The 15081-nt window shown below is 50.7% G+C and carries 12 protein-coding genes; 6 read left to right on the top strand and 6 right to left on the bottom strand.

What is annotated here, in order from left to right:
• The first annotated feature begins 150 nt into the window (after nucleotides 1-150).
• Complete coding sequence (locus tag AC1MDC_RS28030; RefSeq protein WP_085703083.1) at nucleotides 151-615, top strand: GNAT family N-acetyltransferase; 465 nt, start codon at nucleotides 151-153, stop codon at nucleotides 613-615.
• A gap of 25 nt (nucleotides 616-640) precedes the next feature.
• On the opposite strand, the gene AC1MDC_RS28025 is transcribed toward AC1MDC_RS28030, so the two are convergent.
• The 3 genes from AC1MDC_RS28025 to AC1MDC_RS28015 all read right to left on the bottom strand — a co-directional run bounded on the left by AC1MDC_RS28025 (nucleotide 641) and on the right by AC1MDC_RS28015 (nucleotide 5406).
• On the bottom strand, nucleotides 641-1051 hold the full coding sequence (locus AC1MDC_RS28025) for a hypothetical protein (RefSeq protein WP_085702960.1): 411 nt from the start codon (nucleotides 1049-1051) through the stop codon (nucleotides 641-643).
• A 104-nt stretch (nucleotides 1052-1155) separates the two neighbouring features.
• On the bottom strand, nucleotides 1156-4680 hold the full coding sequence (locus tag AC1MDC_RS28020; RefSeq protein ID WP_480394150.1) for a transporter substrate-binding domain-containing protein: 3525 nt from the start codon (nucleotides 4678-4680) through the stop codon (nucleotides 1156-1158).
• A 111-nt stretch (nucleotides 4681-4791) separates the two neighbouring features.
• The gene (locus tag AC1MDC_RS28015; protein WP_480394153.1) at nucleotides 4792-5406 is read right to left on the bottom strand and encodes a response regulator; all 615 of its coding nucleotides are present in this window, start codon (nucleotides 5404-5406) and stop codon (nucleotides 4792-4794) included.
• Nucleotides 5407-5730: 324 nt separating this feature from the next.
• Here AC1MDC_RS28015 and AC1MDC_RS28010 point away from each other — a divergent pair, with 324 nt between their 5' ends.
• From AC1MDC_RS28010 to AC1MDC_RS27990, 5 genes are all read left to right on the top strand, one after another.
• Entirely contained in the window at nucleotides 5731-6603 is an 873-nt protein-coding gene (locus AC1MDC_RS28010) for an EAL domain-containing protein (RefSeq protein ID WP_480394149.1), read from the top strand.
• Nucleotides 6604-6716: 113 nt separating this feature from the next.
• A complete protein-coding gene (locus AC1MDC_RS28005; RefSeq protein ID WP_480394148.1) occupies nucleotides 6717-7319 on the top strand; it encodes a fimbrial protein in 603 nt (200 codons plus the stop codon).
• A 52-nt stretch (nucleotides 7320-7371) separates the two neighbouring features.
• A complete protein-coding gene (locus AC1MDC_RS28000) occupies nucleotides 7372-8067 on the top strand; it encodes a fimbrial biogenesis chaperone (protein WP_480394147.1) in 696 nt (231 codons plus the stop codon).
• A 52-nt stretch (nucleotides 8068-8119) separates the two neighbouring features.
• Entirely contained in the window at nucleotides 8120-10579 is a 2460-nt protein-coding gene (locus tag AC1MDC_RS27995; protein WP_480394146.1) for a fimbria/pilus outer membrane usher protein, read from the top strand.
• A 14-nt stretch (nucleotides 10580-10593) separates the two neighbouring features.
• Complete coding sequence (locus AC1MDC_RS27990; protein ID WP_480394145.1) at nucleotides 10594-11661, top strand: fimbrial protein; 1068 nt, start codon at nucleotides 10594-10596, stop codon at nucleotides 11659-11661.
• A 177-nt stretch (nucleotides 11662-11838) separates the two neighbouring features.
• On the opposite strand, the gene AC1MDC_RS27985 is transcribed toward AC1MDC_RS27990, so the two are convergent.
• The 3 genes from AC1MDC_RS27985 to AC1MDC_RS27975 form a co-directional block, all read right to left on the bottom strand.
• Nucleotides 11839-13074, bottom strand: a complete 1236-nt coding sequence (locus AC1MDC_RS27985) for an OprD family porin (protein WP_480394152.1) — start codon at nucleotides 13072-13074, stop codon at nucleotides 11839-11841.
• A 100-nt stretch (nucleotides 13075-13174) separates the two neighbouring features.
• Nucleotides 13175-14557, bottom strand: a complete 1383-nt coding sequence (locus AC1MDC_RS27980; RefSeq protein ID WP_480394144.1) for a tripartite tricarboxylate transporter permease — start codon at nucleotides 14555-14557, stop codon at nucleotides 13175-13177.
• Entirely contained in the window at nucleotides 14557-15048 is a 492-nt protein-coding gene (locus AC1MDC_RS27975) for a hypothetical protein (protein WP_480394143.1), read from the bottom strand. Before AC1MDC_RS27975 ends, AC1MDC_RS27980 begins: the two co-directional genes overlap by 1 nt.
• Between the last annotated feature and the right edge of the window lie 33 nt (nucleotides 15049-15081).

Genomic DNA, 15081 nt, shown 5'->3' with positions numbered 1-15081 from the left:
GGGTCAGTTGTAACGGCGGCGGACAAGCCAGGACGGAGATGTCTTCGTCCTGGTCAAGCAGTACCAGGCCCGAGATGAAGAAACTGCCGGCGTTTCCTTGGTACAGCCTGTAGCCTGGCTTTTCCCTTTGACTGAACCTCATGGATGCTTATGAAAATTCGCCGTTTCTCGCCAGGAGATGAGGCCGCGTTGTTTCGTGTCTTCTTCTCGAGTATTCATCAACTCGCAGCGGGTGATTACACTCAAAACCAGATTGATGCTTGGGCACCAGAAGACATTGACCCGCAGTACTGGACGACACGGATGCGAACAATCAATCCGTTTGTCGCTGAACACAATGGCGAAATAGTGGGCTATGCCGATATTCAGTCCAATGGTTACATCGACCATTTTTTTGTTTCCGGTGCCCATGCTGGTCAAGGCATCGGCACTCTTCTCATGAGTCGTATCCTTGACGAAGCGGATACGCTGGGAATTCGAGAACTCACTTCAGACGTCAGTCGCACCGCTGAGATCTTCTTTGAGCGTCACGGTTTTCATGTAGTGGAGAGAAAACTCTCGGTCACCCGCGGTGTGTCGTTGCCGAATGCGCTGATGCGTAAAGAGCTGAAGTGAAAGGTGAGTTCGACCGACTTAGAACCTAGAGTGCTGTAGCGCGAAGGTTTCCGGCTGGGGTCGGATTTATGATCCTTTGCAAATCTTCGCCTCGGACGGGTAGTTGCAATATACGAAGTGAGGGTAGTGAGCGTTTTTTGGCCCACTCGGCAAGGTGACGGCGCTCCTGAAAGTTCACATCCGAGGTGAGAATGATCAGGTTTATCGCGCGATACCAAGCAAGGGATTTCAGGCAATCGCTGTCCCTGCGAACTTCAAAATTGTCGAAGATCAACGTTTCGAATCGATCTCCAGCTTCGAGCAGTTCTACAACCTCTTTCGCAGTGCTACGAAGCGTGATGTTGAAAATCCCCAGGCGGTTAAGCAAGCGTGTGAACTCCAGCATCTCGCCAAAACGCTTTCCTATCACGACGACTCTCTCTTGAGTTCTCTGCATCGCTACGTCTCCAAAAAATCGCAAAAGCCTATGCAATTGATTGAGGGTTGTGCACAAGAAAAATCTTGTCTGGGGCCGGGTATATTCTCGAATATGCTCTGGGCTCACGAATCCGTCGAGGCCAGAAAGTTATTCAAATCGCTGAGCAGGTTCTCAACGGACTGATACAGTTCATCAACGACTTTCGCAAACTCCGTACTATCGGGTCCTGAACAGGCAAGTTGCAATTGATCACAGGCGTTTATCACGCGGTTAGCCATTATGATTCTTGCTACCCCCTTCACGCGGTGGGCCAAGTCATATAAGCCTATATGGTCGTCCAAGGCGAACAACCTGAGAATATGCCGTAAATCTTCCTCGCTCTCGCGGATGATGTCGTGTAGCAATTTAGTCATGAGCTCGGCATCGTGACTTGCGAGTTGTGTCAGGTTGGCAATGTTAAAGCTCGTCTGTTGTTGCGACGATTCGCTTTCTGAGTCACGTGCATCGACCGGCGCTGCCAAGTGTTGCAGCCGTTTTGCCAAATCATCCAAGCTGACAGGCTTGAACAAACAGTCATCCATTCCTGCTACCTTGCACATTTCCACTTCACGCGCCTGAGCATTTGCGGTAAAGCCTAAGATAAGGCAGGGGGCTCTAGCTGACGTTTTCTCCACGTGACGGATTTTTTTAGCCAGGTCGTAGCCGTTCAGAATGGGCATATTGCAGTCAGTAAACACGACGTCGAACCCGCCTGCATTCCAAGCACGGAATCCACTGATACCATCAACTTCATCGGCCACCTGATGGCCGAGATAGATGAGTTGTTGGGTCAGCAACAAGCGATTGGCAGGATGATCATCCACTACCAAGATCTTCAGTTCGCGACTCATGGGCATTTCGAGGATGCTGACCGCGTTACGTATCTCGGGTGGTGCAAATTCCACATTAAGATTTAACTCAACCTCCGTACCTTTTCCAAAGACACTCCGAAGATTCAAGGTACCACCCATCATGGAAGAAAGTGCCTTGCTGATATTCAATCCCAATCCTGACCCAACCGAAAGTGAAGCGCTATCAGTACCCACTTGGCTAAAAGGTGTAAACAGCTTTGGTATATCTTCAGCCTTAATTCCCACGCCGGTATCGCGGACACAGACATTTAACGCCAGATGGCTGGTACTCCATCGATGCGCGCTGACATCAACGGTGACATTACCCTGCGAGGTGAACTTGATCGCATTACTCAGCAAGTTGGAAAGTATCTGTTTGAAACGAAGTGGATCGATAAAAACCTCGCATTGGGCCAACGCATCGACCTTGACGTCAATACTGAGACCTTTCTGCCGAGCGAGATTGTGAAAAACGCGCGTGGTCGAAATGATAAGATCCTTCAACGCCACACGCTCAGGCGCGAGTGTTAGATGTCCCGACTCGACGCGTATGATGTCTAATGTATTCCCGATGATACCGACCAGATTTTTCGAAGAATCGTAAGCGACCTCGATCGCCAGTCGATCAAGTACCCCCTGCCGAGCTTTGATCATGGCAAGTTCCAACATACCCACAACAGCGTTCATCGGCGTCCTGATTTCGTGGCTTATGGTTGCTACAAATTTTGTTTTGGCTTGACTGGCGCTATCAGCCTCATGTTTCGCTTCTATGAGTTTTAATAGCAACGCTTCACGCTCTGTGACATCCACCCACCCACCAATAACACCTTTGATTACGCCATCATCATCCTGGTAAGGCACAACCCAATGGAAGGCGGTAATAGAACGACCTCCAGGGAGATAAAGCTTCATGTCCTCCGAGTATTGTTCGCCCCTCGCCATCACATGCAGGTATCTATTCTGAAAGACATTTGCATACTCTGGCGGAATGAATGAGTAGTCGGTCAGGAGCGTCCCCGTTACGTCGCTCGATGATAGTCCTGTTTCTGCCAGATAACGCTGATTGCAGGTGATCAAACGTGCAGCTTGATCCCTCACATATATGGGATGCGGGAGACTATTAATAAGAGTCTCCATGAACTTCATTTGATCTCGCAGCGCTTTTTCAGCGATTACTCTCTGGTTGATGAGATGCCGAAGGTACAGGATCCAGACGATGGCGACCGCGAGAAGAAGAACGGCCGACACTATCCCTCGGTAGTAGACACTGCGTGCAGCGACCAGCTCGGTTTTATCGATAGCCACGTCGCCGCCCCAACGACTCGCCAACGCTCTCAGCTGTTCCGGATTAAGCGATGCGACCGCAGCATCGATAATAGAATATAAAAGCTTATTCTCAGGACGTGTCCCCATTGCAAAGTGAGAAAATTTGCCATCCACGACATTGACGATGCGCAACTCATCCCTTTGATTTTTCGCAAGCGCATACTTGGCCGTTGCAAAATTCCCGATGCTGGCATCCACTTGGCCTGTTTTGAGTAAGTGGAGCGATGTATAAATGCCATCGGAGGGCACCTGTATTATGTCCGGATATTCTCGCCTTAGATAATCCACAAAATCGAGATTGGTAGTGTCGAAAGCAACGCGATGTCCTGCCAGATCAGAAATTTGTGTGATCCACGTATCCGACGCGCGCGAAATCAGAACTCTCGGAGTCGAGAGAAACGCGCGGGTGTAAATGATTTCAGCATCGGGTCGGATACCGGACAAATTAAGTACGATATCGACCTCACCATTCGCGAGCTTCGTTCTGACCTCTTCTGCTGAGGAGCACTCTACAATTTTAAAGTGTAAACCCGTGATCTCGCTTACGTATTCAAGAACATCAGCAGCTATACCCCGGTAAGCATAGTTTTGATCGTTAAAGGAGATAGGCGGATAATCGGTGACGAGACCAATTTTGACTGGGGAGTTTTCAGTGATCCAGTGGCGCTGGGTGGGTGTCAAATTCAGCTCAGAGAGGGGCGGGGGGTAGAGCGAGGTACCGGTCCAGCGCTGTATGATGCCTGCTTGTTTCTCTTGGTTAACCGCCGACAATACCAAGTTGACCGCGCGCTGCAGATGTTGATCGGATCGGCGAAACCTGAAGCGCTTCATACTCGACATCTCTTCAATCGGACTTAAATACAAACCAGAAAAAAAATTGGCATTGATCACATGTGCTGCATCCAAGGCACCACCCACAAAGCCATCTACTAAATCGAATTTGACAGCCGCAATCGCTTCCAGGGAGGTTGGGTAATTTGTAATTGTAACGTTAGGGTATGACTTGTGCAGAGCCGCCAGTCCAGTTGAAGACGTCACCGCAGATAAATGAAGCACCCGCTGCGAAGGGTTGAGGGGGAAAGCTTTCTGTCGAGTCACGATCACGCTGGGATCCACCCAATAAGAGGACGATTCAATAAATGACTCCGCAGAAGTATGTCTCGTTCCCGGGGGAGCCAACATGTCAACTTCACCGTTAAGTAACGCAGTTTCCGCCGAAGCTTCATCAATATATCGCCGGACGCGAATCTCCACACCCAGCGCGTCGGAAATCAGTTCAAGGTAATCAGCGGTAATTCCGCTGTACTCACCTTTTAAAGTCCTGATTTCCAAGGGAGGGGCTCCCGCAAGGGACGTACCAAACGTGATAATTTTTTTTTGCTGTAACCAGCTCTTATTGGGAAAATTATCGGACTGGATAAGTGGCATCATGTGCGACCGCCCGTTCAGCGGTAACGACTCGATTCCAGCGGCTGCCGAAAATGAATCTAATGTCAAGCTCCAAATCGCCAACACGCAAAGTAACTCTGTCCGGTACTTCATTTATATAAGGTTATTTCGTTTGGCGAAGTCGGCAAGATAGACGACCGAGCGTACTTGGAGTTTTTCGGCAAGTCGGGTTTTATACGTACTAACTGTCTTGTTGCTCAACAGCATAGCCTCGCCGATTTCTTTATTGCTAAAGCCACGAGCCAATTGCTGCAAAATAGCGAGCTCACGGTTCGAGAGATTCTGGATCATCAACTGTTCGGATTTCTCTGCGTCCGTACGGCACACCGAGCTAGTTGGTAACTCGGGGAAGAAGGGATAGCCGCTCATAACGGCTCTGACGGCTCTGCGCAGCTCCGCAAAGTCGCCGGTTTTACACACATACCCGGCGGCACCGGCTTGCATGCAACGGCGAGCAAAAAAGTTGGGCTCTTGCGACGTAAAGATCAAAACCTTGGTCGTCAGCCCATAGGTACCTATACGCGTCAGAACCTCCAAGCCATCAAGCATAGGCATTGCGATGTCCAGTACCAGTAACTGCGGGGCATACGTGCGTACCATCTGTACCGCCTCAGCACCATCGCCAGTTTCAGCGACAATATCAAACTTTTCTTCCTGCAAGAGCATCCGTACACCCACACGGATAATAGGGTGATCGTCAACAATCATCGCTTTCACATCGACACCTCTGCAACACAAACCTTGAATAGCTCAGGCTGTCACCAAGAGCAGATCAAGGATAGGTCAGATTCGAGCAGCGGTAATGTAGGAAATTTCTTACGACACGCCAGCCTCCCTCTGTGATGCGCGATCCAGCCTCTCTGTTGGCTGTCCCTGCTTTTCAGGATGCTGACTAGCAACAATGCTGGCAGATCGCCGCATTCTCCATAATTCGCCACTTGGGAAATTTCCTACAGATACCACAGCTGTTTCCTAATTACAGTGCCGCCATCACGACTGAACCACTCCTCCTATATAGGGATTTGAAATACCGTGAAGCGTCAATTCCCAGCATACCTCGAGAGCGAATTTGGAGTCAGAGATGCAGCAGCAAGCACTGCCCACTCTCAGCTATCTCTTGTGGCTGATATCAAACGAGGTTTGGAGTCACAGGAATTTAAAGCCTTTATACAGCCAAAGATTCATCTGCTTGATCGCCAGGTGGCGGGCGGCGAGTTGTTGGCGCGCTGGAACCATCCTGTTAGGGGAGTTCTTCCAGCCGGGGAATTTATCCCGGCAATGGTGCAGCATGGGTTGATCGACTCACTGCTCTGGGTGTTGTTCAAACAGGGGTTGGCACTTCAGAGACAGCTGGCACACATTGATGCTCTGGTGCCTCTTTCATTGAATTTACATCCAGTACAACTGGCGAATAAAAATTTGGTAGAGGGGTTAATTGAAGAAATAGAAAAAAATAACGTAAGCCACAACAGCATTGTTTTTGAAATTTTGGAGTCCGCGACGCTTCCCGGTAGTTCCGCCGCTTACGAAAATGCGTTGCATTTGAGAGGTGCAGGATGTGGATTGTCATTGGACGATTTTGGCTCAGGGTACTCAACGTTGGAGAGACTTATCGTATTGCCGTTTACCGAGGTGAAGCTCGATCGGGCATTTGTCCAAAGAATTCCGGATGATTTCCAGGTTGAGGCTGTCATCTCTTTCGCACTTGCGCTTACAGAGAAGCTGAGCATGTCAATGGTGGTAGAGGGTGTCGAAACTGCCACGCAATGTCAGCGTTTGATTCAGCTTGGTGTGCAATATGCACAAGGCTTTTTCTTCGCACGCTCGATGCCTTCGGAAGTGTTTGTTGAATATTGCGGTAAATTTGGAAGGGGCGTCTCCAGCGCCGTTACTCGGTTGTTTTGAGGGGAAGATGCAGAAATTATTTTTAATCGTCTAGTCACTAAGCGCGATCAAATAAAAAATAATCGCGCGACAGTTATGGCTTCCTAAACTCAATTAATGCAATTGGAAATCTTATGAAACACTACATCAAAACGCTCGCGGCCGTATCGGCTGTTATTGCTAGTGTCCACTCCGTAGCTGCCACAAACGTGTCAGGTGGCGTGATTTCTTTTAACGGCATGATCACCGACACCACTTGCACAATCAATGGTGGTAAGAGTGCCGACTTCACTGTCGCGCTTGCACCTATAACGGTTGCAGAGGCTGGGACGACTGTAGGTCCAATCTTAAAGAATAAGAAATCATTTTCAATGACCTTTTCGGGCTGTAATGCGGCCAGCAGTTCCGCGACTACGCCAGCTGCTCCAACCACGCCACTAATGATGTATTTTTCGTCAGCGGATAATATCTCCACCGATGGAAAGTATCTGGTGAATACCTCGGTAAACGAGAGCGATGCAGCGATTGCCAAAAACGTTGGCTTTTCTCTGGGCTTGCCTGGAACGCAAACACCTGTGCAACTCAATACGCCGTTCAATACCGGGATCATCGGTGCGAAGAAGTCGCCCGATTCAGAAACCCTAGTGTTCGACGCTTACTATTACAAGACAAACACGGCTGCTGCAAGGGTAGGGTCAATAAGCTCTAGTTTGATATATACCATTTCGTATCTCTGATACGTCCTTCGAAGCTCCAGGCCGCTACAGCAGGCCTGGTTTGGGGCAAGCGATGTTTAAGTTACTGATATTGGGATGTTTTGTTGTGGGCTCCGCCTGTGCCCAAGCAAACATAATTTTGAATGGTACGCGAATTATTTACCATGAAAGTAAGGGATTTAAAACCGTACAACTGACGAGCACGGGGGCGGATGCTTCTTTAGTTCAGGCCTGGATTGATGATGGAGATGTCAACTCTACGCCTGAAACAGCGCAGGTACCGTTTTTGTTATCCCCTCCCATCGTCAAAGTGCTCGGCCACGGCGGGCAGCAACTCAGGATCGAAAAAACTGACCAACCGGTACCCGGCGATCGTGAAAGTGTATTTTATTTGAATGTTCTAGAAATACCTGCATTTCCGGAACACTTGCAAGGGCAAAATACGCTGCAACTAGCCCTTAGAACACGCGTTAAGCTTTTTTTTCGCCCTAGCGCTCTGAAGTCGCTCCCTGACTTCAGTAATGAAAACATCAGAATTATGGCGCGCGGCACGAGTGTGTCTGTTTTCAATGACAACGCCTATCACTTGACGATTGTGCGAATTGCGGAAAAAAACTCGAGCGTTGAAATCGCGGGGTCCAACATGATTGCTCCTTATTCTTCATTGGACATACCAGGCAATACTAAACTTGAGCCTGGTACTCAATTTATTTTGACTTATGTTGACGACCTGGGTGCATACCGAGATGAAGTGGTCACATTGCGCTAAATCGATTTCTCAGGTAGAAACAATAAAGACTTTCGCTTGTTTTAGCGTACTAATGAGCGTTTCAGCGGTGATGCATGATGCGCGCGCGGAGTTGTTTGATACGTCACTTCTGGCCGGCAGGTCGAAAGAGTCAGATCTTTCGAGATTTTTGAGCAATGTTGAACTACCTGCTGGCCGACATAAATTGGATGTTTATGTAAATGATCTATGGAAGGGCCGATTTAAGGTGCTGCTTGGTAGTACACGAGAGGATGTTAAAATCGCCTCAACCGCTATTTCAGAACTGGGGCTGCAAACCTCCTTGGTGTCACCCGCTGCGGATTCCAATGATTGGATTCCTGTCCAGAAAATTTCAGAGGGCGCGACCTTTGTGCTGGACATCAGTACACAGAGTCTTCGCGTGAGTATCCCTCAAGCCTATGTACGACGTACTGATCAAAGCTACATTGATCCGCAGTTCTGGGATCCCGGATTGTCTGCATTAATTCTTGGTTACAATGCTGTTTATAACCGGCTGGAAGCCCAAAGTACAAATGTCGCCACCAATGACCTTTACTCAGGCCTGAGTCTAGGTGTAAATATCGGTGGGTGGCAGTTTAGAGAACTTGGCTCGGCAAGTAAGCGGGCCGACGAGCGGATGCAGTACCAGTCCAATCTCCGTTATGCACAAAATAATATTGCGTCATTGAAGTCCGTGGTAAGAGTCGGTGAGTTTTATTCTGGTGGGGAATTATTTGATTCTGTCAAAACCAAAGGTGTCGGTTTATTTTCGGACATCAACATGCTTCCTAACTCAATGCAAGCATTTTCTCCGGTTGTCCGAGGAACCGCCAGAACCAATGCACTGGTTATAGTGAAGCAGAACGGCAGCATCATCTATCAGGAAAACGTACCGCCAGGTCCCTTCGTGATTGATGCATTACCGCAGACCGGCTCGGCGGGGGATCTCACAGTGATTGTTCAAGAGGCCAGCGGAGAGGTCACGTCATTCACAATACCTTTTTCGTCCGTTCCTAGCATGCTGAAAGCCGGTGTTAGTAAATACGCTTTAACATTGGGCTCTGCCGTACAACCTAATACGAACTATACCCCGGATTTTTTCCAGGCAACCTGGCAACGAGGGCTTGATAATCGCGCGACGGGCTACCTCGGAAGTACAGTGAGCTCCGAATATCAAGCGTACTTGATCGGCGGCGCCTTTAATTTGCCAGTGGGCGCTCTGTCTCTGGACGTTACCCATGCGCGCACGGATCTAAAAGAGCAAGATTTCACCGGGCAGAGTATTCGAATCACCTACAGTAAACTTCTCGATGCCACGGCCACAAATTTCACGCTAGGCGCTTTTCGGTACTCGAGCGCAAATTTCTATACGTTTGATGATGCCATTTATGCGAAAGAAAACAATTTCAGTAAAGGTCGAAAAAAATACCAGGATCGATTTAATATACATCAGACCGAAGACACCTCTGTGATTGACATGAAGACTTGGGATTCGTTAACTGGTGCACGGCCCCGTAACAATTTCAGCCTCAATATCAGTCAACGTCTCCCCGGCGAATGGGGTTCTGTATATTTCGCAGGCGTGCAACGAGATTACTGGGGCTCCAACAAAAAAAGTCGGGAGTACCAGTTTGGCTTTTCGAAATCGTTCAACCAGGTATCCATTAGTCTGTCCGTCAACAAGGTCCGTGATTCACATGGGCATGAGCAGACGCGATCGTATATTGGTTTTACTATTCCATTCGAGATGTTTTCGAATCGTGCCACCATCGCCAGTAGCGTTTCATTTGCCGACTCACGTTATTCGCAAAGCAATACTAGTGTCAGCGGTAGCGCCCTGCAATCTCAACGGCTTAGTTATAGTGTGGCAGCGAGTCATGACCCTGAGAACCGTGCCATCAGTGTGGGCAGTACTTACCGCGCCAACAACTTCACTGTCGGGGGAACCCTCGGTGAAGCATCCGATTACCGACAGTTTGGCTTGGACGCACGCGGCACTGTGGTCATGATTCCAGGAAAAATTTTGGCATCCAATGATATGGGTAATACGATGCTAGTTGTCGAAGCTCCCAAGGCAAAGGGAATGGTTGTCAATGGTGATGCCAGTGTCGTTACCGATGAAGATGGTTACGCGCTTGTGCCTTACGCAAGCCCGTACCGCTCAAATTCAATCATGCTGTCCGAGGGCGCTAATGCCTCGGGAGGGAGAGTTATAGGCAACGTTGCTCACAGCGTGCCGTTTGCCGACGCAGTGGCAAAGGTCACATTCAAAACTGACTTGCGTCAGGCGCTGAACTTTCGTGCTTTACATGCAAATGGTTCCCCGTTGCCCTTCGGCGCCGAGGTGCTGGATCAAGCCGGGGACTCTATCGGCTATATTGGCCAAGCTAGTACGTTATATATAAATTATGACGAACGACCATCACAGCTAACAGTGCGTATGAATGACAGTGTCTGCGCTATAAACCTGCCGGATGTACTCGCGCCTCGAGCGTCCGTTTCGTGTCGATAAGTGGAGACGTGCTGATGTCTGTTTGGTCAACAACCAAGTTGTTTTTTGCTGTTTTGTTATTGAACCTTATTTTCAACTATACCGCCAATGCAACGTGCTATGATGATATTACATCCCGAGGCCCTGATATTGTGCTGGATCTTTCGGAGCGCTTGAAAAAGGATATTTCCCCAACGTGGACGACGACAGTCTATACTAACTTTACGAATCGGCCGTTTAGTTGTTCTGGAGGCGAACAGCTGAAGTATCAATCTGCTCTTAAAAAATCTGGCGGGGTATTAATCGGATTTCACAATGGCGCCTATTGGATTCGGGTAGAAATAATCTCGATGCCGGAATCCATACCCATGAAATCGGGTTCACATCGAGGCGCCGAGGTGAATACGGCCATTACGATGCGATTTACCTTGGAAAACGTGACTGGATCTGACGAGACAAAATTTGGCAGTAGCGTGGCGCTGCTCAAAAATTTCGTAAATGTCGTCGACGACTCAAACATGGGTTTGCTTGAATGGATTGGTTCTATTTTCAGCTCGGCGTACTATCTGGTGGCCGGAGCGCCCGATTGGAAAAGAAATATGTTCACTCAAAACTTGGCATTGATCTACACGCCCACCTATACCACTTGCAAGTTGGACAACCCCGGGCTCACCGTCAGTCTTCCAGAGGTTGGCATCTCAAGCCTTACCGCAGGTTCGCGGATTGGCTATACTCCATTTAATTTAAACTTTAGCTGTGACAACCTTCGGGGGAATGGATTCTCGGACCGCATGGTTGACATTTTCCTCTCTAGTACTGACTTGGGCACTCGGGATACCTATCTGGTTGATCAACGCCCCCTTGCAGCGCAAGGAGTCGGAATCATGCTGGTTGCTGCAAACAACCCATCGGCGCCCGTGATATTTTCACGATCATCGATGGCACGCGGACGAGCGACTTCGATTCACAGATTGCAACCCGGTATTTATAGCCCCGATCTCTTCAGCGTCTCACTGGGTGCGTTCTACTTCCCGTTTGCTCCGGACAAAGTGACTGTCGGCCCCATCAAGGCATCTGCCACCGTCAATATTACTTACCAATAGGAAGGCAGGCCTGACCATGCTCTGGAGAAATCCTGAAAAAGTCCTGATTTGACAAAATAACCGGACACCAATCGCTGAGCTTTTCAATGAAGAAGCATTTAAGCAATGGCGTCAGAACCACCTATCGATGTGTTCGGAATTAGTCGACCTATTAAAATGGGGCTCCGAAACCGGCTCCTACAGTAACGACAGTGGATAGCTGACAATCAAGCGGTTTTCATCAAACTCCAGGGAGCTGTAATCCCTACGCAAGGTGGAGTTGCGCCACCGTACACTGAGGTTCTTGGCCACTCCACTTTGCACCACATACGCAAGTTCCGATTCACGCCCCCATTCCTTACCATCGCTCACTGCACCGACGTGGGCGTTGCTGCCGCTGATGTAGCGGGTCATCAATGTGAAGCCCGGCAGGCCCAGATTAACGAAGTGATGGTCATAACGCACCTGCCAGGAGCGCTCTTGTGCCGCGTCATAACTGGAGTTGTAACTGTCGTTCGCCAAGCTGGTGCCCGCGGTGCCGTTCACACGCATCCAAGCGTTATCCCCGAACATCCGTTGTCCGCCGAGATAAAACGTGTTGGCACCAATTTTCGCCGACAGCATGGCCGACCATGCCCGGTTTTCCAGACTTCCGGCCAGGGCCTTACCGTTTTCTTTGCCCGTGAAATAACCCAGGTTAGCCCCCAGCACCCAGTTGCCTGCCTGTTGGCTGTGGGTCAGGTTGAAATAGCGTTGCTGGTAGATATCGACCAACTCCGAATACCAGACGCCCGCTTGGGTGTTTTTCTCGTTGAACTGGTATTCGACGCCGCCGAAGTTAAAGCGGTCCGAGGTTACCTTCGCACGGCCAGCCATAAACATGGCTTCCATGCTTGCTTCATTACGTGGACTGTTGGCGCGGAATTGACCGCCATACAAGGTCAGGCCGTTGAGTTCGCGAGACGTCAATTGCATCCCGCGAAAGGTCTGGCTCAGCGAGCGTCCATCGTCGGAACGCAGCACCGGCAAGACCGGCGCCCATTCGCCGGCCTTTAATTCGGTGCTTGAGATTTTCGCTTTCAATGCCACCCCAAGCCGGCCAAAATCATCCGCCGGGCGACCTTTATCGTGCACCGGCAGCAATTGGGTGTTGGCAGTGCCCTTGCCCCCGTCGAGTTTCACCGAATACAAGCCCAGCACATCCATGCCGAGGCCAACGGTGCCCGAGGTGAAACCCGAGCGTGCATCGAGGATGGAACTCTGAGTCCACTCTTCGGCCTTGGCTTGGGGATAATTGCGATCGACAAAGTTGCGATTGATATAAAAATTGCGCAGGTTCAAAGAGGCCTTGGCATCGTCAATAAAACTTTCGGCGTGGCCGTCGGCGGACAAAACCAGGTAAACCAACAGGGTAGGGGTGGAACGGGAAAGGATTTTCACTGTTGTTATTCCTTTTTAGCAGACAACACTCTCCCGTCGCGGATAAAACAGCTATCTGCGGGGAAAACGTCTTGGATGTTCTACGTGGGCGGAACTAGCCCACGAGCGCAATGATCGCCGGAACGCTAAGGACCGCCGTGTAGTAGCCCATGAACTGCACACCGGTGTTGAAACCCAGGAAGCGCGCAAGGAAACCGCCGAGCAAGCCCACCGTGACAATCACCAATAGGCCCAGCAAACCTCCCTCCCATATGCCAATCACGAGCACCAGGCCGATAAAGGTCGAGATCACTGCTTCATGGCTGATATTGCGCACCACGAATGCCGCGGCGCGGTGGGCGAAGTTCATAGTGAACGGGTAGGCCACTAGAATCGCCACGACCACTGCGAGCATTCCGTAACCAAGAAAATCCAAGGTGCTGAGCAGGTTGTGCAGGTTGTTGACTTCGCCGGTGGCGTTGTCCACCCAAAAGCGAGGCGGTGCGTTGAACAGCGGCGCTGCAGGGCCAGCAGCCACCGGACTCAAGGGCAACCCGAAGGCGATCAGTGGGATCAGCGTTTCGGCGATGTAGGTAGACTCAGTGACACCGTTTCGCGCAGTGATGACCGTTGTCAGGCGGTCATATGCCTGCTTGATTCGCGCACCAATCACTTCGCCGATGATCACGGTCATTGCTACCGGGCTGAACACGAAGGTCGCGCTCGACACACTGGCCGCCATGGCCGTGATCTTCATCTGACGCGGGTTGATGACCTTGAGCGGATTGGGAAAGTAACCTTTCCAACCCTTGACGTCCGGCGCCAGGGAAAAAAACCGGTATTCACTGCGGCGCATGCGCTCGCGCTCAGCCGGTGCCAACAGGGAAAACAGCGAAGCAATCAGCGGCGCCACGGCAATACCAAGGAAGTAACTTACTGACAACTTCACCCCGTAGTGGCCGGTCAAGACCTGCAAGGCGACAATTACCATGACAAACGGTATCAGCGCTAGTATGGAGGCCCAGCGCCCCGCCGAGAAGTAAGCGATACCCAGCGCCGCGCAGAGGAACACCCAAGGCGCGAATTGCTTGATCACCTCACCAAACGGCGCCAGTAATACTGCGAATAGAACCGACAGTGGCACCGCGATCAACGCGGCCACGGCGCCACCAGTGATCATTTTGCGCAGGGCGATATGTGGCACGCCGAGTTTGCGCAAGTAGTTTGCGTCGTCCAGCAAGGCAGTGGCCACTGTATCACCGGGAATTCCCAACAAAGCTGTGGGCACTGCGTGCGTCATATGCTTGGCAACCGCGCCGGCGAGGAAGAAGGTCAAGACCCCGGCAGGCGGTGCGCCGAGTAACACCACCAGCATCGTCAGAGGGGCGAGGGTCGATGTTTCGTCTGTGCCCGAGACCAGGCCGATCGCGGAAAACACCACGGCGCCCAACAAGCCTAGAGCAAACGCCATCATCACTTCATGCATGAGCATTTCCATCAGCCACGCCCTCCACTAGGGCTGGAGGTAACCTCGATGCTGCGGGTTGCCAGCCGATGCGTATTTTCTTCCCGCGCCTGGGCCTCACGGAGTAGGTCATACAGTCCCAGCTCAAGCAGTTCTGCGATCACTTCGTCGGACAAGTCTTCAAGACGACCGAGGCTGCCGTACTCCTTGAGCAGATCAACCAGCACTTGCTCGCGAAAAGCCGGATCGGTGGCGTGCTCCTGCACATCGCGTTTGGGTACAAACAATCTGGCACAGATTGCGCCGGCTAACAGGCAACCGAATACGCCCACCAGCATGGCGTATGTCTTGGCCATCTGTGCTGACTCGACGATAGGATGTAGCAAGTGGTGCGCGATGAAGTAGGCACCCAGGCTTACCACCGCACCGATGCTGATGGAGCCTGCCAAGTGTCGGCTATCGACAGTGTCGCCCCATACCTCGTAGAGGTTTTGCTTTGCAGGCGGTGAAAGAGAATGCTTCATGGTGCCCTCCGGCCCTTGCGGGCTTGTTGTTTT

This window comes from Pseudomonas sp. 1 (genome assembly GCF_056626735.1).
This window is presented reverse-complemented; position numbering and strand designations above follow the sequence as displayed.